This window comes from Pseudomonas yamanorum (genome assembly GCF_013386765.1).
Taxonomy (GTDB): Bacteria; Pseudomonadota; Gammaproteobacteria; order Pseudomonadales; family Pseudomonadaceae; genus Aquipseudomonas; species Aquipseudomonas yamanorum_A.
This window is the reverse complement of sequence record NZ_JACARE010000003.1, coordinates 84,065-104,177: the sequence shown is the minus strand read 5'-3', so window position 1 is coordinate 104,177 and position 20,113 is coordinate 84,065. Positions and strand designations below refer to the sequence as shown.

The following is a 20,113-nucleotide window of genomic DNA, read 5'->3' as shown; positions in this document are numbered from 1 at the left end:
TCAATTCGAATAAGGGGAACGGTACGGACTGACCGGCAAGGGCATAGGCCCGCTCAGGTCTTCAAACAGGTAGCGCAGGTAGGCGTTGCCGACGTACTGGCGATAGTCCTGGGCGTTGTCGAGACCGACTTCGCCACCCAGGTAAAAGCGCGAGCTGAGGCGGTATTCGGCGGCAGCGTTGAAGCTGTAGCCGATGCCGGTTTTTGTATCTTGGGCATAGTTCGGATTGCCCCGGGCACGCTGAAGCTGGTCATGCCCCGGGAAATAATCGACTGCATCTTGCTCGATACGCTGGAGGCCCACCGAACTTTTTATCTGGTAGCTGAAGCGATCAAAGCTCTGCGCCCAACGCACCGGCACACCCAGGGAGTAGAAGCCCTGTGGACTGAAGTAGCCGCCCTGGCCGTAGGTGTAGTAACCCTGGTTCTCTTTGAAGCGCATGTACGAACCGCTGAGACCAAGGGTCAGGGTGTCGGTCGGGGTATTGCGCAGGTACCAGTAGATGCCGCTGCCCAGTTCCAGACGGGTGTTGTCTTCGACGTTATTGCCCAGCATCTCGTGCAACGACGCGTAGCCATACACACCGAGCTTCTGGTTGTCGTAGCTCAGGTCGCCACGCCCACCGTTGGCGGTCACGCCGCCCCATTTTTCGCCGGTGCGCTTGTCTTCGGAACCGGCAAAGGAGGTCACGCTGTCGGTGACCGGACGCCGCGAAACGTTGACGCCGTAACGGAAATTGGAGCCCTGGGAAAACGGCCGCGAGACACTGGCGCCGCCGATGATGGTGTCGTACAGGAAGCCCAGCGGGCTGACGCCGATATCGGCCTTGAGGCCTTCATCCGGGTTCTCCACGGCAACGGCGAAACCGACACCCGTGTCGCTCTGAGAGCCCGCCGGGTTGGCAGTACCACCGCCAAACCGGGTGGCGGAGTCGCTTTTCACACTGCCGGAACTCAAGTGCACCGGCGTCACGCGTGCGGCAACGTTGAGGTCACCCACTGGAATCCGCACCTCGAACGGCGCCTCAACGTCAGTGATTTTGCTCAACCCGCTTTCACCGTTATTGCTGCGAACGCTCAAACCCTGCACCACATAACCGGTGCGATCTCGCAGGATCGTATCCAGCGCACGACGCGCCGGGCTCAGGTTGGCGGTGTCGAGGGAAGCAATCTTCGACGGTGGCTCGAACGGCTCACTCCAGTTGTTCGACGCCGGACGCCCGGAGGCGGCCAAAGCGTTTTCCGGCACGACATTGGTCGGTGCATCAATCGGCGGCGGTACTGGACCGGCGACGGTCAGGTCAGTGACCTGGCGACGCTGGCCCGGCAAGCCGACGAAGGGGTTGTAAGGGACGCCCTGGGAACCGGCCTGGGCCAGTTGCGTCTGGCTCTTCTGACTGTTCTCAATCGCCAGCGCCTTGCGCAGCAGCGCAGCGGCTTCGTTGTTTTTGCCCAGGCCCTGATAGATGCGCGCCGCCGAGGTGAGGATCTCCGGGTTACCCGGTTCCAGGGACAGCGCCTTTTCACTGGCGCTTTCCGCCAGGCCACGGTCACGACCTTGCAGCGCGATATCCGCCAGGCCCAGTTGCAGGCGGGCGTTGTTCGGGTTCTGCTGGATCAACGGAGCGTAAAGCTCCATGGCTTTTTTGCTGTTGCCACTGGCCGCGTACATCCGCGCTAAGGCACCTACCGCCAGTGCATCGTTAGGGCGCTGGGCAAGGGCCGGCGACAGCATGTCGTAGGCCGCGACCAGGTCGTTTTTCTCGCGCAAGGCATCGGCCTGCTTGACCCGGTACAGGTAGATCAAATCGTCGTAGCGCTGGCGGCCTGTTTCACTCAATGGCTGGCCCTGCACTTCACGCAGTATGTCGCCCGCCTCGGTGTAGTGGTTGGCCTTGAGCAGCACGTTGGCGTACAGCAGCTTCTGGTCGACGGTGGGGTTCGGGTTGTTATCCACCACCTTCTGCATGATATCCAGGCCCTGCTGCGTGGCACCGACTTCCACATAAGCGGCAGCCAGAATCGCCAGGCGCTCAGGCTTCTGCCGGGTCATGGCTTCACTGCGGCCCAGCAGCGCGAGGGCTTCCGGGCGCTGGCCACGGCGTGCGGTCTCGATGGCAATGTCGGTCTGCTTGTGCAGGGCGATATCGATGCCCAGCTCGTTCATGTCGGCGGTACGTTGCCCGGCCGGGATCCGCGCCAGGGTCTCTTCGGCTTTCTTCCACTCGCTCAACTCGGCCGACAACAGCGTGCTGGTGTACAGCGCGTCCGGCTGGTTCGGTTGCTTGGCCAGCAAGCCGTCGATCAGTGCGCGGGCGTTGCGAATCTGGCCGTCGCGCAGGTAGATGCGTGCCAGGGCGAAGCGCGTCCACGGGTTTTCCGGGTCGGCATCGAGGGCTTGTTTGTAGGCGGCTTGCGCGGCTTTCAAATCACCCCGTTGCTCGGCCAGCTTGCCGACCTGAGTGGCGCGCAACGCGGTGATCTTCACACTCGGCGCAAACTTGGCGCGCTCGGCGGGCGATACCGAGTCGATCAGCTTCAAGGCTTCTTCCGGCTGCCCGGATTGGGACAGCACGTTGATCAAACCACTCAGTGCATCCGGGTCGCCAGGATGACGGGCGAGTACTTTGCGGTAGCCGGCTTCGGCGGCTTCGAACTGATTGTCCTGGGCCTGGAAGCCGGACAGCGCCACGGCCGCGCCGGGCTGGCCAGGGTTCAGGCGTTCGGCCTGGGCCACCAGGTCACGGGCCTGGCTGGTACGACCGCCACGCTGCGCATCGCGAGCCTGGTTCAGCAGGTTCCAGTAGCGCACATCATTGAGCGCCGACTGCCACGCCGCGCCACCCGGCAAACGGGTGGCCTGTACCAGGTAGCTTTCGGCCTCGCTGAAGCGCTGCTGCTGTTGGCGCAGCACGCCCATGCCTCCCAGGGCATCGACGTCGTTGGATTTTTCGCTGAGGCGCGCAGCCAGCAGCGGCTCGGCGGTTTTCAGGTCGCCGTCATCCAGCGCCTTGAACGCCTTGGTCATCTGCGGATCACGTTGCCAACCGGCGCCGCTCTTGCCCTGGGCGATGCCCTTGTTCATCAGCGCACGGATCTCGGTGTCGTCCGGGTGCACCGCGAGGAACTGCTGGAACAACGGCACCTGATCGCTCTTCGGCGGGCCGAGCCAGATCAGCGCAAAGCGCCAGGTTTCATCGGCATTGCCGCCCACGTCGTTGTTCGGCGCCAGCTTGGCCAGCGCACGAATGCCGTCGGCCCGGGTGGCCGGGTTACGCGCCAGATGCTTGGCCAGGAACAGCGCCACAATCGGGTCATTCGGCCGCTCGCGGGACAAGCGTTGCAAGCCGGCGATGGCTTCGTTCGTGCCCTTGGATGTAAAGCCCAGGGTGTTGTAATACTCGCGGGCGACCAGGCCCTGAGGCTGGCGCCCCTGGAAGATCTGGCGATACAACGCCACCGCCTGCTCACGCTCTTCTTCAGGCTCGCCCAGCTCGCGGGCCTGCTCCAGCAACTTGGCGTTGGCCGGAATATTCAGGGTGATGTCCTGCTCCAGCAACAGGGCCTGGCGCGGCACCGGGCTCAACGCCTGCAGGCGGGCCAGGTACTTTTGCGCTTCAGCCGGGCGCTGTTGCTGCACCGAAATCAAGCCGATGCCATACAGCGCATCCGGTTGCTCGGGGCTCAGGCGCAGCAGTTTCTGCCAGGTCTCGAGGGCGCGTTCCGGGTTCTTTTTCGACTGCCAGTAATAGCCCTGCTCGATCAGCAGGCTTTGCGGGTCAGTGGTTTCGGCAAAGCTGGCGGTAGACGCCAGGGCCGCCAGAATCGCAACGGCTAGCGTGTGACGGCGCATGCTGACTCCCAGGATAATTTCACCGTGCCGTCTTGTTCGAAACGGTACTTTTGATCAGCGAAGCCCTGGCCGAACAGGCTGAGCATGTAGTCGTAGTAGATCGGCTGCGCACTGTCCGCCGCCGATGGCGCGAGGGCTTTCGCGAGGGCGTCGTCGACCTTCTGCTTTTGCAGTTGCGCCAGGGCGGTTTCGCCCCGGGCCTGGAAGAAGGCCATGGTGGAGGCCGAGAAACCCGTCGGCGTGTAGCCGTTGTTTTTCTCGACTTCACCGGTCAGCACATGGACTTTCTCCGGAGGAAAACCGGTGACCGACGAAGCGGTCGCCCGGGAAATCCCGCCCAACGCCTTGAGCATCGGCGCGGCCAGCGGGTCACTCTTGGCGGTCATGCCGGCCCAGAGGTACGTGCGGATCGCGTCGTAGCTGCCCAGGTCATCGGAAAACGGATCGACGATAAACAGCCCGGTGTTCGCACTGGTGGCGCGATAACCGACCCAGTTGGCCGCCAGGCCGTGGGGGTTGCTCGGTTGGTCGGCGAGCATCTTCGCGTTGCTCTCGGCCACTTCGCTCCAACCGGCGTTCGGACGTTCTTTTGCAAAGCGACGCAGTTGCGGCAGCACTTGATAGCTTGGGTTGAAGCGCCACAGGCCGCCCGGATGCGCATAGCCCACCGGCCCCGGCAACAGCATCTTGCCCAGGCCCGGCACACGTACGATCAGGTTGCGTTCAACGTTGGCCAGCACCAGTTGCGCGTCGCTGCGGTACTGCGGTGCATTCCACACGCGCGCCGCTTCGAGCAAGGCGTAGGCCATCCACAAATCGGCGTCGCTGGCGGAGTTGGGGTCGATCGTGCCCCACTTGCCGTCGGCGCGCTTGCCCCACAACCAGGCCGGCAGGTTCTGGCCGATGTCGGCACCTGCCATGTTGGCCTTGGTCCAGGTCCAGAGCTTGTCGAAGGTCGCCCGGTCATTGCCCACCAGGGCAAAGAACATCGCGTACGACTGCCCTTCCGAGCTGCTTTCCGTCGGCTTCATGGACGAGTTCAACACCCGGCCATCGTCCTGGATAAAGCGCTTGGCATAGTTCTGCCACAGCGGCCAATCACAGGTCTGTGCCTGGGCGGCACCGGCAAACAAGGTACTGCCGATCACGGCCAGAATCGCGCTACGCAAAGGGCTCATGCCAACCGCCGTTTTGCACGGGCACGCAGTGCCAGGTAGATCAGGCAGGTCAGCACCAGCAGACCGAGGAAGGTGATTGCCAACATCCAGCCCAGGTTCTGGGACAGCTGCCATTGCATGAATTTGAAGTAGTTAAGGTCGCCGACGTAGTACTGCTGGTCGGCGACCAGCGAGCTGATCTGCGTGCCCTGCACCACCGCCAGGCTGCCCTGGATCGAGTCTTTGTAGTCGTCACCGCCAATCAGCGCCGAGGTCGCTTCAAGCAGGCCCTGCGGCTGGTTGCTGGCGATCAGTACCACACTGCGCCCGGCCTTGAGCGGCGATTGGAAACCGGCGAACCAGGTGCTGTTGCTCAGGCCGCTAAAGGTGATACCGGCGTTGGCCGGATGCTGGTTGGCGGCGGCGTCCGGGCTGATCCAGCTGCGCACATAGCGCGGCAGGTCAGACAGCAGGAAGTGGTGCTGCGGGCCGTCGCTGGTAGCCGGCAGGTACTGCTGCCATTGCTGCAACAGCGGCTGGTTGCCGCCGGTGGCGAGCACCAGCAGGTCTTTGTCGGCAACGCTTTGCACGTCTTTGGCCTGCACCACTTTGACAGCGGTGGCCGGGTAGCCGGTGGACTCGCCGAAGCGGCCCATCACGGTCAGGTAAGCGCTCAGCTCATCGGTGCCGACGTTGTCCGGCATCACTACGGCGGACTCCGAAAGGTCAGCCAGGCGGGTGAACGGGAAGCCCGAATCGTTGAACACGCCGAGGTTCGGCATCGCAATAAAGTGCTGGTAGGTGCTCAGGTCCAGGCTGGAGTCCGGGTCAATCGCGCCGCGCATGTTGTCGACGATGATGTCCCGGCATTCGCCTTCCTTGATGTAGTCGTACATGAAGCGCAGTTGCAGCTTGGACTTGGGCGAAGCCGAGCTGATAGGCAACAGGGTCGTCACTTCACGGGGCAGGGTTTCGTCTTTCTTCAGCTGGTCCAGCAGGCTTTGCCCCCCGCCCAGGTTGGTCACCGACGGCAACGCCACGGACTTCATGAACTGGTCGTTCAGGCCAATCAGCAAGGACGAGTTGGTAGACACCTGCTGTGGCGTGTAGCGGTATTTGACGTTGAGCGGCACGCCCTCTTCACGCCAGTTGAACAGGTCGGGCGGCAGGCGCAGGTCGACGCTGATCGGGCCCGGGTTGTAGCCGGAGACGTTGAGTTTTTTCAGCTCCACCAGCTCGCCAAGGCGTACCGGGCGGTTGCTGGGCAACCAGTTCGGCGCGTCGTACGGGCGGCGCGGGGCCAGGGTGTCGAGCTTGGTGATGACCACGCTGTTGCCGGTCAACACCGGGTTGCCCAGCACCACGGCGGTGGCGGCGCGCTTGAGCTCGGCGCCGTCGCGGCCGGAGACGATCAGCAGCTTGCCATTCGGGTCGTTGGGGTTGGCGATCAGGGTCAGGGTCGGCCCTTTTGGCTCGGGTACTGCCACACCGTGTACGTCCACGGCCTGGGTGCTTTGCACCAGCACGATGGCGTTGCCCTTGGCCGGGATCTCGCCGAGGGTGGTCGGGAACGTCGCACCGCGGTAGCTGGCCATGCCGCCTACCCACGACGACAGTGCACCGGCGGCTTCCAGCGCGGCGTTGTCGGGCGCGGTGGCAAACACGAACGGCAGGCTGACCTGGCGCGCATCACGCTTGTCGAAGAACGGCAGCGGCAGCACCGACAGGTCGTCCTTCAAGACGATCGGCTGCACCTGCACTTTCAGCTCGCTGCTGTTGCTGATCTTGGCCCACAGGCTGCTGTGCAGCGGGTCTTCACAGGACATGGTGTAGTGGCCGATGAACTGCAGGCTCAAGCGGTTGAATTCGGTGATCAGGTGCGCCGGGATCTGCACCAGCTTTTCCTGCTGGATGCCTGCGCCATCTTTAGGCAGCGGCAGGCTGGCGGCGACTTCGTCGTTGACCAGCACGTTGATCTGCGACAGGTCCGCCAGCAGCGCCGGCGAGTAGCTGTACTTGAGCAGCAGTTGCGCGCCCTTCACTACTTCATCGGCACGGATGTCGAAGTTGACGCTGTCGGACGCTTCCACGCCTTGCAGGTTCATGGTGTCGCGGCGGCCCAATTGCTTGAGGGTCAGGCTGTAGCCGTCATCCGTGCTCTGCACCGCAACGGCGGGTGCAGCAGCCTGTGCCTGCGAGCCCAGGCCCAGCAGCGAAGCGATCATCAGCGCGAGCACACCGCGCGACTGCGGGCGGGCAAATATCGTGGAAGTCATGGCTTGTCCATCAGCGTATCGAGCGGTTGTGAGGGAGTGCGGCGCAGCGCCAGACGCAATTCATGCAGCGTGGCGCGGCCCAGGGTAAACAGGCCGCCGATGCCGATGGCACCGACTTCACGCAGGGCAGACAACGGTGTATCGGGCTGGCCGGCGCCCCAACTGGCGGCCCAGGTGTCGGCGCGGGAAAACGTCAGGCGTACCAGTTCGCTTTGCTGGCGCAGGGACAGTGCATCGAATTGCGCGCCAATCTGCGCGCCCTTGCTGAACACCACCCGCGCCTGGAACAGGCTGTCCAGACCATTGCGCGACAGCACCAACTGCACCGGTTCGCCCTGGGCAATCTGGTGCCCGTCGGCGAGGATCAGGCCGAAGCCGTTTTGCGAGAAATCCTGAGTGGTGCCCTTGAGCACACGGCCGTCGGCGCAGATCACGCTGACCGGCAATTTTGCGCTGACCCGCGGCTCGGAACGCACTTGCCGCGCCTCCGAAGCCACCGCCACTGCAGCGCTGGTGATGATCAGGTTGTAGAGGGTCCAGGTCAGGTTGATTGCCACGGTGACCGCGGTGGACTCATCGCCCCAGATCAACTGATAGAGACCGAAGCCCAGCCCGACCAGGTTCACCGCCAGCAGTACCAGGTACGGCCGCGCGAGTTTCCAGTCGAAGAATTGCTTGTCGATGATCCCGCCCTTGTCGGTGACGTTGAAGCCACCGGCCTTAGGGTTGACCAGCGCCACCAGCACTGGCGGCAGGATGTACCAGGCCAGCACGGTCTCGTAGACCTCGTTCCAGAACGAGTGGCGGAAGCGCCCCTGGATCCGCGAGTTGGTCAGGCTCGAATGCACCAGGTGGGGCAATACATAGGCGACGATCATCAGCGCCGAAGCGTGGAAGATCTGCGCGCCGAAAATCAGGTAGGCCAGCGGTGCGGTGAGGAACACCAGCCGCGGCAAGCCATAGAAGAAGTGCAGCATGGCGTTGGCGTAGCAGATGCGCTGGCCCCACTTCAGGCCTTTGCCCAGCAGCGGGTTGTCGGTGCGGAAAATCTGCGCCATGCCCCGCGCCCAGCGAATACGCTGGTTGATATGGCGCGACAGGCTTTCAGTGGCCAGGCCCGCAGCCTGCGGGATTGCCAGGTAAGCGGTGTTGTAGCCCAGACGGTTGAGCTTGAGCGCGGTGTGAGCGTCTTCGGTCACGGTCTCGACGGCCACGCCGCCGATTTCCAGCAACGGCTTACGGCGAATCACCGCACACGAACCGCAGAAGAAGGTGGCGTTCCACAGGTCGTTGCCGTCCTGCACCAGGCCGTAGAACAGTTCGCCCTCGTTGGGCACGGCGCGGAAGGTGTCGAGGTTCTTTTCAAACGGGTCGGGCGAAAAGAAGAAGTGCGGCGTTTGCAGCATCGCCAGCTTGGGGTCTTTGAGGAACCAGCCGAGGCTGACCTGCAAGAAGGAACGGGTCGGCACGTGGTCGGCGTCGAACAGCGCGATGTATTCGCCGTCGGTGATCTTCAACGCTTCATTGAGGTTGCCGGCTTTGGCGTGGAAATTGTTGTCGCGGCGGATGTAGTTCACGCCGATCTTGCGGCAGAAATCACGGAAGTCATCGCGACGGCCATCGTCGAGTACGTGGACCCGCAGCTTGTCCTTGGGCCAGTCCATCGCCTGGGCGGCGAAGATGGTCAGTTTGACGATGCTCAACGCCTCGTTATAGGTCGGGATGAACACATCGACAGTGGGCCACTCCGACGGCTCCGTCTTGAGCCACACCGGCTCGCGACGCAGCGGCCAGGCGGTTTGCACGTAGCCGAAGATCAGCACCACCAGCGCGTACAATTCGGCGAGCACCAGGCCATAGCCGAAGAGCATGTCCAGCCAGGTTTCAAAGCCCAGGGTGGAGGTCAGGCGCCAGTACATGTAGCGCAGCGACGCCACCAGCGACAACACCACCAGCGCGAGGATCGCCATGCGCCCGGGAATCTTGCGCAGCACCAGCACCGCGAGGAAGCACACAGCCGCAAACAGGCACTGGCTGTAGAGGTCCAGCGGCGCGCTGACGATGCTCACCAGCAACAGGGTGCCGATCACGCAACTGATCACCACCAGCACTTTGCGTAGCGCATCGGGCCAGCGGTTGAAGCGCGAAATCGCGGCGTCCAGGCGCTGTTCAGTGCGCCCCGGGGTGTGGGGCGTAGAGGACGTAGTGTCGGTCATGGAAGGTCCGAATCGATGCGTTCGAGCAGCGTGCGGCACAGGGCATGAATGTCCTGGCAGCCGAGACTGTTGACGGTAGGGTCGAGGGGATCGCGGCCGTAGGCCTGGGCTTCGCTGAACGCCGGGTCACGGTGGACCGTGCCGAGCAGTGCATCGCCCAGGCGCGCCTTGAACACTTCGGCCATGTCCAGGCTGAAGCGGTGGGCGCCGTCGAGTTGGTTGATCACGTAGTAACGCTGTGGCGGCTTTGCGCGCTCAAGGTACGGCGCCAGCACACTGTCCATCTGGGCCAGGGTGCTGAATGACGAGACGTCCGCCTGCACCGCCACCAACACCACATCGGCCAGGGCCATGGCCTGATGCAGGTACACCGTGTTGCCGGCGGGCACGTCGATCACTAGCGTGTCCTGGCCATTCAGGCGCAGGCCGGCCAGATGCTTGGGCAGCCATTCGGTTTCTTCGCCCAGCCAGCGATTGAGATTTTGTTGCTGTTCGTTGTTGGTCTCACCGAACGCCACCAGCCGGCAACCGGCAAAGCCACGCTCAGACAGGCCTTCCCACGACTCATTGCTCAAACTCGCCGCACCGATGCCGGGCAGATTCAGGCCCAGGCACAAGTGATGACGCAGGGCGTTTTGCGGGTCCAGGTCCAGCGCCAGCGCCGGGCGACCTTGACGCTGCAAGCCGCTGGCGATGGCGGCGGTCAGCGTGCTGCGGCCGACGCCGCCTTTTAGCGACACCACCACAATCACCTTGGGCGACGATTGCTCCGAGTACACCTCACCCGTCGGCCCTTCCACCACTTCGGGTGGCTGCACGTGACCGGCTTCGGCCTGGGTCAACTCCTCGAGCAAACGCAGCAATGGCGCCGACGGCGGCTCATCCCGGACGACCGGAGAAGCGGCCTTGACGGGGGTGGGCACGGCGTCGAAACGCTCGACGACCACATCATCCTCAAGATAATCGTGGACGGCCTGCAACTCCCGGTAGCCATTTGGATTGGCGCCCAGCTTATTGAATAGTTTTGAAATATCGTCTGCGCGACTCACCCACGGCCCTCCCCGATTAATAGCTTTAAAGGCGATAAAAAGGTCAGCGCATAAGGCTGACCTTGGTATTTCTAGTTATGTGTTGGCAGGCGGCATTCTGTGATATCAGATTGATGGTGTCAGTATTTTGATGCTTTTGGATTAATTCTTTCCGACGAGTGGCATTGTGTCGATTTTTTGACTTATTTTTGATTTTTTTACCATTTTCTTGAAGATCAAAAGGTTGTGATGCTTTATTGGTAAAATTGCTGGCCGGCTGGTCAGGAAAACCTGCTTAGCTGACAAATCAAATTACAACTAAGTGATTAACCCTCAGCGCGCCATAAAAGCGATTAAACGATTCCGCTATTAATCTGACGCTTAATATTTCGAAACAGAATACGTAAAGGCTCGCCTTATTCAAGGGAAAACCGATGGTCGTTATGCCGAAAACATCTAAGCAAAAGGCCTGACCGACTAATCCCTCTAACGGTCGGGTTTATGTATCAAGTTGTATGCAATTCCCCTCTCAATACATGGCGAGGCAAAAGGCCGGGGTGCATGACACAGGCCGGATACCTCCCGGGCGCTCAATAGGCTCCAACGAAACACATCACCTATTGAACCCCAGAGGACACCCCATGAACCGGACCACCTTCATCGCCAGCAGCCTGTTTGCCTTGCTCAACATTGCCGCCTTTTCAGCCCACGCCGAGGCCAGCCAAAAGCTGGATATTCAGCAAGTGCTGTCGACGGTGGACGATGGTGGTGCCGCGTGTGGCGTGGTGAATGCGCGGATGACTTACCTGGATTCCCATGGCCAGAAGCGCGTGTTTGAGTACATGAAGTTTGCGGACTCGTGCAATGAAGGCAGCTAACAGCGTGAGCAACAAACCTGTGGCGAGGGAGCTTGCTCCCGCTGGGCTGCGAAGCAGCCCCAAAAAACAGTGGGAGCGCTGCGCACTCCAGCGGGAGCAAGCTCCCTCGCCACAAAATCTCATCTGAAGCTAAATCGCTTTAACCGCGAATACGGTGCTCGGTGAACTCATAATCCTCCTGGCAATCGCCAGTCGGGTCCGCCGCCACACTCACGTAATGAACCGTGTCGGTGTCGACCATCTTGTAGGTGTAGATATCAGGCGTACGCACGCCATCCGTTCTCAACTCATTCTTGCCATTAGCCGCAGACCAGGTGCCTTTCTCGGTTTGAATCGGCTGGGTTTGCTGCGCATCACGGAAAAACGTGATGGTGAAACGGCCGTCGGGCTTGAGGTTATTGTTCCAGGACAGGAACTGGCACTTGCCGCTTTCTGCGCGCAGGCCTTTCCATTGGCCGACAAGGGCCGGGTCGTTGGCTGGCTTGTAGGCGGCGCAGCCACCGAGGGTGGCGGCCAGGACGATCAGAGCCAGGGAGAGATTCCGTTTCACGTGGTGCTTCCTTATATGAGTGCATTCGTCGCGCGAACGCGCTCAGGATTGATCCTGATAGATGCCGATGGTTCGTTGGAGCGCCCCTTCATCTCTGGGACGGCTGATGATGAGTGGCATGTTGCCACTACGCACAGACCTTTTCCAGTGATCCAGCGCATGGGATTTGCGGGGTTTGGGTGGTTGAAACGAGGCCGAGCAGAAAAAACCCGGGCGGTTGCAAAAATAGTCAGAATTCAGGGGTTTACAGAAGCTTGCCAATCGCTATAATCGTCGCCCTAACACGCCGGTATAGCTCAGTTGGTAGAGCAACTGACTTGTAATCAGTAGGTCCCGGGTTCGACTCCTGGTGCCGGCACCATACAAAACAAAGCCTCGCAGTGATGCGGGGCTTTTGTTTGTCTGCTAAACGTAACAAGTCACGTAACAACGGAATGACGCGATGAACTGGAAGGCGATCGACTGGAAATATATTGTGATGTTTTTAGTCACGCTTGTTTGCGCGCTAATCCCTGTCCTCTGGCAATCCAGCCAAGAAGCGCGGTCTATTTCAGTCAAACTCTCGTCTTCGACGACCCTTCAGCTAGGCCCGAAAGCAGGCATCAAAGACCTCCAGGTTACCCTAGACGGACATAATATCGATCGTCCTTATCTCTCGCTTTTTGAGGTAGTGAATGATGGATCAAAACCAATTCTAAGCAGTGAGTTTGAATCGCCAATCGAATTGTTCACGAAGAATGAGGCCTCGGTTGTTACTGCCCAGATCGCTGAAACCATTCCTGCTGGCATCACAGCAAAAATATCCGTCGATGACAAACGGGCCAAGATCGCTCCTTATTTGGTGAATCCCGACGACTCAGTTTTCTTCACAATCCTTACATCGGGAGGGGCGCCTAAGTTCGAAGCGCATGCGCGGATTGCAGGTATTAAGGAGGTAAAATATGTCGATTCATCCGTACCTGCGCCCAATCGCGTTAGCATTGCGGTGACGCTTATTGTGGCTCTCTGCATGATCACCCTTTACTTTTTGTATATGGCATTTGCGAGCCGGAGGCTCATCGTATCTAGCTCACTTGCCCGCATGACAGGTATCACCTTAATAACCGGAGTCGTTTTCATTCTTAGGGGCATGAAGGCCCAGATAGAAGCGTTTCTTCCGTTTTCGCTAGGGTTGCCCGTTTTGCTGCCAGCGTTATTCATCCTCGGGGGTTTATGTGCTTGGTGGATCTCAAAACGTACTGAACGTGCGACACCACATTAGTGACTGTCAGATGAGTATTTCAGGGTTTTGGTATCAGCTCGAACGTTGAGATGAGGCAGTACTGGTTGGCCAAGACCCCGCCAAAGTGAACGCCGCAGAAGTGTGTCCACCCCTCAAGCGTCCCGCCTACGACACACGGGAATTTTTTTCCGGTGCACCCATCAAAAGTGCGCAAGAAGTGTAAGTGAGATTTTTTATCTATCTCTATCCCTTATATTTCAACAGCTTAGAACCATTTCTAAACCGTAAGTAGACTGTCAAATCAGTGTCGGTGCCGAACAGTTCGTGACTGTAAGTGAAGGATTTTTCAACCTACTGTTTTTAAAGGGTTTTTTAAAGCCTCTTTCCTGACTTACACTTTTTGACGACGTGACTGTAAGTGACGCCCCCCAATGAATCCGGGGCTTTTCAGGCGTTTCTCGACCCACTGACGCCACTTACGTGTCAGGAGGGGGTGTACATGGAAAAAGTTTTCAGCAGCCGTTTAGGCACGCCCCACCAGACTGCTCTCGCTTCGTGACTTTAATCCGGAGAACACAATGACAAAGCCCAGCTCCGTCGCTCCCATTCCAAAAATTGAAGTCATCAAGAAAGGCGCCCTGTGGGAAGTCCATTGGGACTACCTGAAAGGCCCGGCCAGCCTGATTCTGTTCAACCGCGCTGACTACCTGCGAGGCTATATAGATGGTGCGCTGGACATCCTCGGGATTGATCCCGATTGCGTGTGCGGCGCCAGCGGCGTGACCGGCACGGTAAAACGACTGACTCAACATCAGGCCGACACACTTTATGGCTCATTGAACCAGTTGCTGGTCCCGTTGGTAGAAGCGGAATTCGCCCGCCTGGAACGCCTCGGCGCCCTCCCTCATGTACGCGGCGCCGCTGCAAAAGTTTGAATTCCCTCTCCCCCATGTAATCAGCCTACCAGGCCCAGCCGGCGGGCAGCTCCCTGCATATCCTGAGACACGCCCTGTAACTGCAATGACGTGCACTTTCGACCGATTGCGATTCTGAAAACCGCCTGGTTCGAATGTTTTAAAATTTTCGACCCAACGAAACCGGGGCCTCCAGCCCTGACCCGTTCGTAGTCGTCTGCTGGACCGCTGTGCAACCGCACTGCACTTCTCTTCAAAACTTTGCAATCTGTGAAACTGCCGGTCGCCCGCAGAACGCCCCGGCCCGCCTGGGCTGCCGGTTCGTTTGCACTACATCCGGGTTTGCACAAAAAAAGGACGCAAACCCCGTCGGCGGGAGGGGGATAAGTGCTTTTCAGACTGGTTTTTTACGAGTGTGGATTTTTTCAATCTTGCACCTGCATTTGACTCATCACCTCAACGTAGCGCGGGTGTTACGCTCCACCAGCACGAGCCACAAGGACATCTACCAGCTAGATAAGGAGAGGAATATGATTCGTGAAGTAACGTTATCGCAAAACAACTTTTTGCTGATTTTCTCGGATGCCGTTCTACTATATGAGGCGGCAGCAGCATGCGAAGACTCAGATCTAAATAGCGCGCTGGCAAAGTCTTCAGTATTGTCTGTGAACTATGCAATCGAGGCGGCGGCTAATTCGTTCCTTGAATCAATCGAATTGATAGGCGTTTTGCGAGAGAAAATCGATAAATTCACAACAATAGAAAAATTTGATTTTGTTCTTCAATGGCATACAAATCACCACCTTGATGCCGGAGACTCTTACGTTCAAGCGGTTAAAAACCTTATAAAAAACCGAAATGTTATGGTTCATCCGAAAGTCGCAACCCGGTCCATGTCAGTGGAAACCGCAGCAGGCGAAGATGGCACCATCAGCCACACTGCCCTAAAGACAGAGTTTAAGAAAGGAAAGGACCCAAAGCCGAAGCTCCTAGGTAATGACCCAGAGCTCTACACTCATAAGGATGCCAAGGCGGCGCTTCAGGTTATGACTTCATTCCTAAATGTATTTGTACACTGGTGGGGTATTGATTTTAAAGTCGCAGAAAATTTCTTGTTTCAGACTTGGGATGGTTCTATTAACGCTAGACAGGTGATGTTCAGACCAAATCAAATCCTCACATTGATTCGAAACAATGACTTTTTGGATATTCAATTCATGGGTATTTACGGAATATTGAAGGACCAAGAACAGCCCGCTTAAATCAAGCGACTCTACGGGCGCTAGACGCTCAGGTAGATTTTGTCTTAACGCAAGAAAAAATCACTTTTATCTGAAGAATGAAGGCAAGACATGAGCACATTAGTTCTAGAAGAGAAAACACTAACGAGCGATGAGTTCTTAAATATTTTACTGCACCGAAAACTACCAAGCAGGGAGTTATCCTTCGGCGACTACATATTCAGAGGCCAACACAACGCAAATTACTCGCTCGTCCCTTCTGCACTACGCGACGGTGCTCTTGAAGACATGCGAAAAAAAATGTTGATTTTTTTTGATGTTCCACCCGACAGAGAGAACGAACCCTACACTCAAGCAACAGTCGAATATCAATTAATTCGCGACTTTTATAGAATTGCAGACATGCAAGGACTCTATATACCAGAATCTAAACTACTTCGAAATCTACATTACAAAAAAGCCGAATATAATACAATGGCAGGATGGAAAACCGGGGACACTTGGCTTCCAGATGACATGCTAAATGCGGCTGCCCTAGCTCAACATTACGGGGTTCCTACACGCTTACTAGACTGGACTTACGACCCCCTGGTAGCGGCTTATTTTGCAACGGCACCAAAGCTTAGCGGAGAAAAAAAGGGGTTCAATACAAATGGCGAGCTATGTATTTGGGGACTTAACATCCAAGATATAGGTTTTTTATATGAGGTTCATAAAGCTGCGGATTTATTAGGAGAGAAAAAACTACTCAGGGAGTTTCCGCTTAAGTTAATCACCCCACCCTATCACGGCAACCCTAACCTATCCGCCCAGCAGGGTTTATTTACACACTGGTCTACAAAGCTCTCGGGAATTGATAGTCTTTTGGGTGATGAACTCTATACCGATGATGCAAAAACATGTTTAGTAAGTTTAATACAGAAGTATTTCGACAGCCATAAGATAGGCGAAAGACCTAACATGCTCATTAAAATTACGCTCCCTAATAATGAGTCTGAAAAAGTTGCAAAGCATCTTAGAGCGCTCGGTTATGGTCCATCAAAATTATTTCCTGGGTATAGCGGTGCGAATATGGAGATTGAAGAAAGGCAATACTTTCCCAAGTCTCGCAGAAAATGAGCCTATTAAAATTATCTATAATACCCTACGCAACAGAGTATTCTGGTGTAGCCCTGCGAAACAGGGCTACATTTATTTCTATAAATCTCATCCGACTTGACGTTACAGCTTTATTTCTTCAAGTTGTCTGGCTAATTGGTGTGTTTCAACTGCCTTAGAAGTAAATGCGGCCGCGTTGTTAGGTACTGGTGTCGGACCATGGGTATGAACAGCTAACTGAATATTCATTTGCTCGACCAGATCGAGCAGATCGCACAGCACCTGCAGCACGTTCACAGCATCAGATCCCAACCATGTCTTGGGCGCGATTAGTTGCTGGTTGAACACCGCCACACTCTTGCGTAACCCGTGAATCCTTTCCTCCATGTCGCCACCTACCGTGGCGTTGTGTTTCTGCCCCACCACCAGGTTCAAGTCCCGCCCGGTCGCCTGGTGCAAGTCATCCACCGCCGCCAGGCTCGCAGATCCGCCCGACAGCAGCTTGAGCGCTCCCAAGGCCTCAAACGTCTTGATGCCGCCCACCAACTCGGTGGAATGGTCGTCCACGGTCCTGGTGTGGCTCTGGAACCGCTCCGTGTTGCCCATCGCCTCCACTTCCCGCTCGATCGCCTTGTCCAGGATCTTGCCGTCAGTCTGGCGCAGCCAGTTGCCGTCCGCGTCGACACGCTGCTGACAGGCTTCGCTGTGCAGCCACACCTGGTCACCCTTCGGGACGCTGGGCATGATCAGGCCGTGGGGCAGAATCGTTTGGATATAGGGCTTGTGCGGCAGGCCGTAGGCGAAACACAGCACGACTTGGGTGCCTTCCTCGGGGAACGCATAAATGCCCATTTCCTCGCCACCGGTGGGCAGCGGCAAAGGCACGCCGGCCAGGATCGGCAGCTTGGTGTCTGGCTCACCGTCCGGGCCCATGACCTCAATGTCGACCGCGTCGCGTGGACGGAAGTCGTCGCAGATCCCGACGCCGGCGGGCGCGTCGGCCACTGCGACAACGCGGGCAAAGCGTGGCAGATGGTAACCGCCGGTAAGTTCGGCGAATTGTCGTTCTACGCTGCGGCGAATTGCGTCGTCCATCGGATGGCCGTCTTCTTTATGCCAAATTATGGGTAGCCAATAATTATGACGTATCCATAAAACGGCATAACTGCACGAGCCGCACGATTTTGCATCCTGAGCTGGCTGCAGGAATAGCAAACCTGCCCTTCAAGCTCAGCGTTCTGAGAAAACGCGACAGACTCATTTTCAGGCCGCCAGAACCAAGCCCGGCAGCAGCAAAACGAAACAACTATTTCCCCAGTTGCACCCACCCCACCACCACGCTACCCTCCCCCCGTCGCTGCCAATTCAGCGACCGGGCCTGAGAACCCGACATGATGCAGGCGCAACAGCGCCACCAATCACGATTTGCAGGCGTTTTTTTACGCCCGTAGTTTCGTGCAATGGCGGCTGTGCGTGGGAGACCTTCGGGTCTGCCGGGTTCCTGTATCTCCGGTTCTCAGCCTGCGCACAGCTGCCACCCATTCGCCTGAGAACGAACGTGGTAGCTCTCACTTGATACGGGAGTTTTACCGATGAACGCTCCAAATCCGTCTAACCTCACTACCCTCGGCGTTACGCCTTTTTCATTTCATTCCGACCAGCCTTTGTTTCGCGTTAACAGCGGGGTTTCCCTGCCTGAAGCGCTGTCTCACGTATCCAATTTGCTGCATGTCGCCAAGCTGTTGGCAGAGGACGCGGCGATGATTCGGGATACGGATCGCTACGCCTGGGCTTCGCACTATCTGCAAGAGATGAGCAAGGCGGTGATTGATGATGTGGTGAAGGTGTTGGAGTCGCCGGGCAATAATCTGTAGGTGTATCAGATTGTGGATGTGTTGGCTGGGCCATCGCCATCGCGGGCAAGCCCGGCTCCCACATTTGATCTTTGTTGTTTGTTTTAGAGTGCTTGGCTTGAAGCCGTCACACACAAAAACGCCCCGAACCATCACGGTCCGGGGCGTTTTTTCGTTCAGCCGCGTCGCTTAGTGCCCGGCACTCTGCCCACCATCCACATGCAGAATCTCACCCGTCACAAACCCAGCCGATTCCAGGTAAACAATCGCCTGCGCAATATCCCGCGCTTCCCCCATATGCCCAACCGGATGCAAGCTGCCCAACGCCGCATGCGTCTCTTCACCATGCATCGGCGTCTTGATAATCCCCGGGCTCACCGCATTCACCCGAATCCCGCGCTTGGCGTATTCAATCGCCAGCGATTTGGTCGCCGAGTTCAGCCCGCCTTTGGTCAGCGAAGCCAGTACCGATGGCACGCCGTCAATCGCGTGGTCCACCAGGCTGGTGGTGATGTTGACGATGTGCCCGGCGCCCTGTTTCAGCATCTCGGTAATCGCCAGTTGGGTGATGTAGAAGAATCCGTTCAGGTTCACCGCCAGCACGTTCACGTAGTCTTCGTGGGTGTAGCTGGTGAACGGTTTGGCAACGAAGATCCCGGCATTGTTGATCAGGCTGTCGATGCGGCCAAACCGCGCCACACCTTCGCGGATGACGCGCTCGGCGGTGGCCGGGTCGGCGATGTCGCCGGCTACGGTAAGAATGTCCGGATCGGTCGACGGTTTGATCGACCGGGAGGTGGCTACCACGCGGTAATCCAGCTCGCGGTAAGCCTTTACCGCCGCCGCGCCAAGGCCTTGGGATGCGCCGGTAATCACAACGACTTTTTTCGAATTGCTCATGATGAAACCTCTATAGGGAAAATGGGATGGTTCAAGCAGCCGCGGCGGACATTTCCCGCAGCATCTGTTCGTAGTAACTGACTGATTGCGACCCGGAAACCAACTGGCGGCCGTTGAGGACCATGGCCGGCACGGAGTTGATGCCGTGCTCGCGGTAGAACACTTCAAGCTCGCGCACTTCGTTGGCGTAGGCGGTAGAGCCCAGCACCTTGCGTGCGCCTTCAAGGTCCAGCCCGGCCTCGGCGGCTAAACGCGCCAGGGTTTCGGGGTCGCTGACGTTCTGGCCATCGCTGAAGTACGCACGCAACAAGGCCTTTTTCAGCTCGGTCTGGCGCCCTTGCTGCAACGCCCAAAACAGCAACCGATGGGCGTCGAAGGTGTTGTAGAAGTGGCTGCGTTTTTCCAGGTCGAAGCTGAAGCCGATGGCCTCGCCGCGCTCCATCAGCATCCTTTTACCGCTGGCGACTTCCTCGGCGCTGCGCCCGTATTTGCGCATCATGTGGGCGACGGCGTTTTCGCCTTCGGCCGGCATGTCGGGGTTGAGTTCGAAGGGTTTGAAGGTCAGCTCAACCTTCACTTCGCCCGCCAGGTTGTCGATGGCTCGTTCCAGGGCGGTGGCGCCGAGGGCGCACCACGGGCACACCACGTCGGAGATGAAGTCGAGGGTGACGGGCGTGCTCATGACGGATTTTCCGCGAGCTGTTTGCGGTATTGAGTGGTGGTGATACCGGCATAGCCCCAGTTATCGGTGTCGACTTCTTCGATGACGATGTGGGTCAGGTCGGGGCGTTTGTTGAGGACGCGCTCGAGGGTTTCGGTGATTTCGGCAATGACCTGGGCTTTCTGCTCCGAGGTAACGCCGTCGCGGGTGATGCGTACGCTGACAAATGGCATGACAAGGCTCCAGTGACGTGCCCATCGGCATGAT

General features: G+C 58.1%; 16 protein-coding genes and 1 tRNA gene. 7 read left to right on the top strand and 10 right to left on the bottom strand.

Annotated elements, in window-relative coordinates; all coding sequences use genetic code 11:
• From HX875_RS01125 to bcsQ, 5 genes are read right to left on the bottom strand one after another with little or no spacing between them, the layout of a single operon-like run.
• A complete protein-coding gene (locus HX875_RS01125) occupies positions 1 to 3,852 on the bottom strand; it encodes a cellulose biosynthesis protein BcsC (protein WP_177041011.1) in 3,852 nt (1,283 codons plus the stop codon).
• A complete protein-coding gene (bcsZ, locus tag HX875_RS01120) occupies positions 3,834 to 5,030 on the bottom strand; it encodes a cellulose synthase complex periplasmic endoglucanase BcsZ (RefSeq protein WP_177041009.1) in 1,197 nt (398 codons plus the stop codon). Before bcsZ ends, HX875_RS01125 begins: the two co-directional genes overlap by 19 nt.
• Positions 5,027 to 7,285, bottom strand: coding sequence for a cellulose biosynthesis cyclic di-GMP-binding regulatory protein BcsB (gene bcsB / locus HX875_RS01115; RefSeq protein ID WP_177041007.1), 2,259 nt, complete (start codon positions 7,283 to 7,285; stop codon positions 5,027 to 5,029). The genes bcsZ and bcsB overlap by 4 nt, the downstream gene beginning before the upstream one ends.
• On the bottom strand, positions 7,282 to 9,501 hold the full coding sequence (bcsA, locus tag HX875_RS01110; protein ID WP_177041006.1) for a UDP-forming cellulose synthase catalytic subunit: 2,220 nt from the start codon (positions 9,499 to 9,501) through the stop codon (positions 7,282 to 7,284). The genes bcsB and bcsA overlap by 4 nt, the downstream gene beginning before the upstream one ends.
• Entirely contained in the window at positions 9,498 to 10,481 is a 984-nt protein-coding gene (bcsQ, locus tag HX875_RS01105) for a cellulose biosynthesis protein BcsQ (protein ID WP_177041512.1), read from the bottom strand. The genes bcsA and bcsQ overlap by 4 nt, the downstream gene beginning before the upstream one ends.
• 689 nt (positions 10,482 to 11,170) lie before the next feature.
• On the opposite strand from bcsQ, the gene HX875_RS01100 reads away from it, so the two are divergent.
• Complete coding sequence (locus tag HX875_RS01100) at positions 11,171 to 11,407, top strand: DUF2790 domain-containing protein (RefSeq protein WP_177041004.1); 237 nt, start codon at positions 11,171 to 11,173, stop codon at positions 11,405 to 11,407.
• Positions 11,408 to 11,546: 139 nt separating this feature from the next.
• Here HX875_RS01100 and HX875_RS01095 read toward each other — a convergent pair whose 3' ends face one another.
• The gene (locus HX875_RS01095) at positions 11,547 to 11,957 is read right to left on the bottom strand and encodes a hypothetical protein (RefSeq protein ID WP_177041002.1); all 411 of its coding nucleotides are present in this window, start codon (positions 11,955 to 11,957) and stop codon (positions 11,547 to 11,549) included.
• Between the two features lie 285 nt (positions 11,958 to 12,242).
• On the opposite strand from HX875_RS01095, the gene HX875_RS01090 reads away from it, so the two are divergent.
• From HX875_RS01090 to HX875_RS01070, 5 genes are all read left to right on the top strand, one after another.
• Positions 12,243 to 12,318, top strand: a tRNA-Thr gene (locus HX875_RS01090).
• A gap of 81 nt (positions 12,319 to 12,399) precedes the next feature.
• The gene (locus HX875_RS01085; RefSeq protein ID WP_177041000.1) at positions 12,400 to 13,218 is read left to right on the top strand and encodes a hypothetical protein; all 819 of its coding nucleotides are present in this window, start codon (positions 12,400 to 12,402) and stop codon (positions 13,216 to 13,218) included.
• A gap of 539 nt (positions 13,219 to 13,757) precedes the next feature.
• Positions 13,758 to 14,114, top strand: a complete 357-nt coding sequence (locus HX875_RS01080) for a hypothetical protein (RefSeq protein WP_177040998.1) — start codon at positions 13,758 to 13,760, stop codon at positions 14,112 to 14,114.
• 509 nt (positions 14,115 to 14,623) lie between these two features.
• Positions 14,624 to 15,355, top strand: coding sequence for a hypothetical protein (locus tag HX875_RS01075; RefSeq protein WP_177040996.1), 732 nt, complete (start codon positions 14,624 to 14,626; stop codon positions 15,353 to 15,355).
• Between the two features lie 90 nt (positions 15,356 to 15,445).
• Positions 15,446 to 16,453 carry an FRG domain-containing protein gene (locus HX875_RS01070; RefSeq protein WP_177040994.1) on the top strand — a complete coding sequence of 336 codons (1,008 nt, stop codon included), beginning with the start codon at positions 15,446 to 15,448 and terminating at the stop codon, positions 16,451 to 16,453.
• Between the two features lie 102 nt (positions 16,454 to 16,555).
• Here HX875_RS01070 and HX875_RS01065 read toward each other — a convergent pair whose 3' ends face one another.
• Entirely contained in the window at positions 16,556 to 17,527 is a 972-nt protein-coding gene (locus HX875_RS01065; RefSeq protein ID WP_177040992.1) for a hypothetical protein, read from the bottom strand.
• A gap of 497 nt (positions 17,528 to 18,024) precedes the next feature.
• Here HX875_RS01065 and HX875_RS01060 point away from each other — a divergent pair, with 497 nt between their 5' ends.
• Complete coding sequence (locus HX875_RS01060; protein WP_177040990.1) at positions 18,025 to 18,306, top strand: DUF3077 domain-containing protein; 282 nt, start codon at positions 18,025 to 18,027, stop codon at positions 18,304 to 18,306.
• 168 nt (positions 18,307 to 18,474) lie between these two features.
• On the opposite strand, the gene HX875_RS01055 is transcribed toward HX875_RS01060, so the two are convergent.
• The 3 genes from HX875_RS01055 to HX875_RS01045 are packed head-to-tail and all read right to left on the bottom strand — an operon-like array spanning position 18,475 to position 20,079.
• The gene (locus HX875_RS01055) at positions 18,475 to 19,185 is read right to left on the bottom strand and encodes an SDR family NAD(P)-dependent oxidoreductase (RefSeq protein ID WP_003218108.1); all 711 of its coding nucleotides are present in this window, start codon (positions 19,183 to 19,185) and stop codon (positions 18,475 to 18,477) included.
• Positions 19,186 to 19,216: 31 nt separating this feature from the next.
• A complete protein-coding gene (locus HX875_RS01050; protein ID WP_177040988.1) occupies positions 19,217 to 19,867 on the bottom strand; it encodes a DsbA family oxidoreductase in 651 nt (216 codons plus the stop codon).
• Complete coding sequence (locus tag HX875_RS01045; protein WP_003218111.1) at positions 19,864 to 20,079, bottom strand: tautomerase family protein; 216 nt, start codon at positions 20,077 to 20,079, stop codon at positions 19,864 to 19,866. The genes HX875_RS01050 and HX875_RS01045 overlap by 4 nt, the downstream gene beginning before the upstream one ends.
• Between the last annotated feature and the right edge of the window lie 34 nt (positions 20,080 to 20,113).

Bases quoted from the DNA above. Each gene is read 5' to 3' on its own strand.
- HX875_RS01125 (WP_177041011.1), bottom strand. From the start codon at position 3,852: ATGCGCCGTCACACGCTAGCCGTTGCGATTCTGGCGGCCCTGGCGTCT.
- bcsZ (WP_177041009.1), bottom strand. From the start codon at position 5,030: ATGAGCCCTTTGCGTAGCGCGATTCTGGCCGTGATCGGCAGTACCTTG.
- bcsB (WP_177041007.1), bottom strand. From the start codon at position 7,285: ATGACTTCCACGATATTTGCCCGCCCGCAGTCGCGCGGTGTGCTCGCG.
- bcsA (WP_177041006.1), bottom strand. From the start codon at position 9,501: ATGACCGACACTACGTCCTCTACGCCCCACACCCCGGGGCGCACTGAA.
- HX875_RS01100 (WP_177041004.1), top strand. From the start codon at position 11,171: ATGAACCGGACCACCTTCATCGCCAGCAGCCTGTTTGCCTTGCTCAAC.
- HX875_RS01085 (WP_177041000.1), top strand. From the start codon at position 12,400: ATGAACTGGAAGGCGATCGACTGGAAATATATTGTGATGTTTTTAGTC.
- HX875_RS01080 (WP_177040998.1), top strand. From the start codon at position 13,758: ATGACAAAGCCCAGCTCCGTCGCTCCCATTCCAAAAATTGAAGTCATC.
- HX875_RS01075 (WP_177040996.1), top strand. From the start codon at position 14,624: ATGATTCGTGAAGTAACGTTATCGCAAAACAACTTTTTGCTGATTTTC.
- HX875_RS01070 (WP_177040994.1), top strand. From the start codon at position 15,446: ATGAGCACATTAGTTCTAGAAGAGAAAACACTAACGAGCGATGAGTTC.
- HX875_RS01065 (WP_177040992.1), bottom strand. From the start codon at position 17,527: ATGGACGACGCAATTCGCCGCAGCGTAGAACGACAATTCGCCGAACTT.
- HX875_RS01060 (WP_177040990.1), top strand. From the start codon at position 18,025: ATGAACGCTCCAAATCCGTCTAACCTCACTACCCTCGGCGTTACGCCT.
- HX875_RS01055 (WP_003218108.1), bottom strand. From the start codon at position 19,185: ATGAGCAATTCGAAAAAAGTCGTTGTGATTACCGGCGCATCCCAAGGC.
- HX875_RS01050 (WP_177040988.1), bottom strand. From the start codon at position 19,867: ATGAGCACGCCCGTCACCCTCGACTTCATCTCCGACGTGGTGTGCCCG.
- HX875_RS01045 (WP_003218111.1), bottom strand. From the start codon at position 20,079: ATGCCATTTGTCAGCGTACGCATCACCCGCGACGGCGTTACCTCGGAG.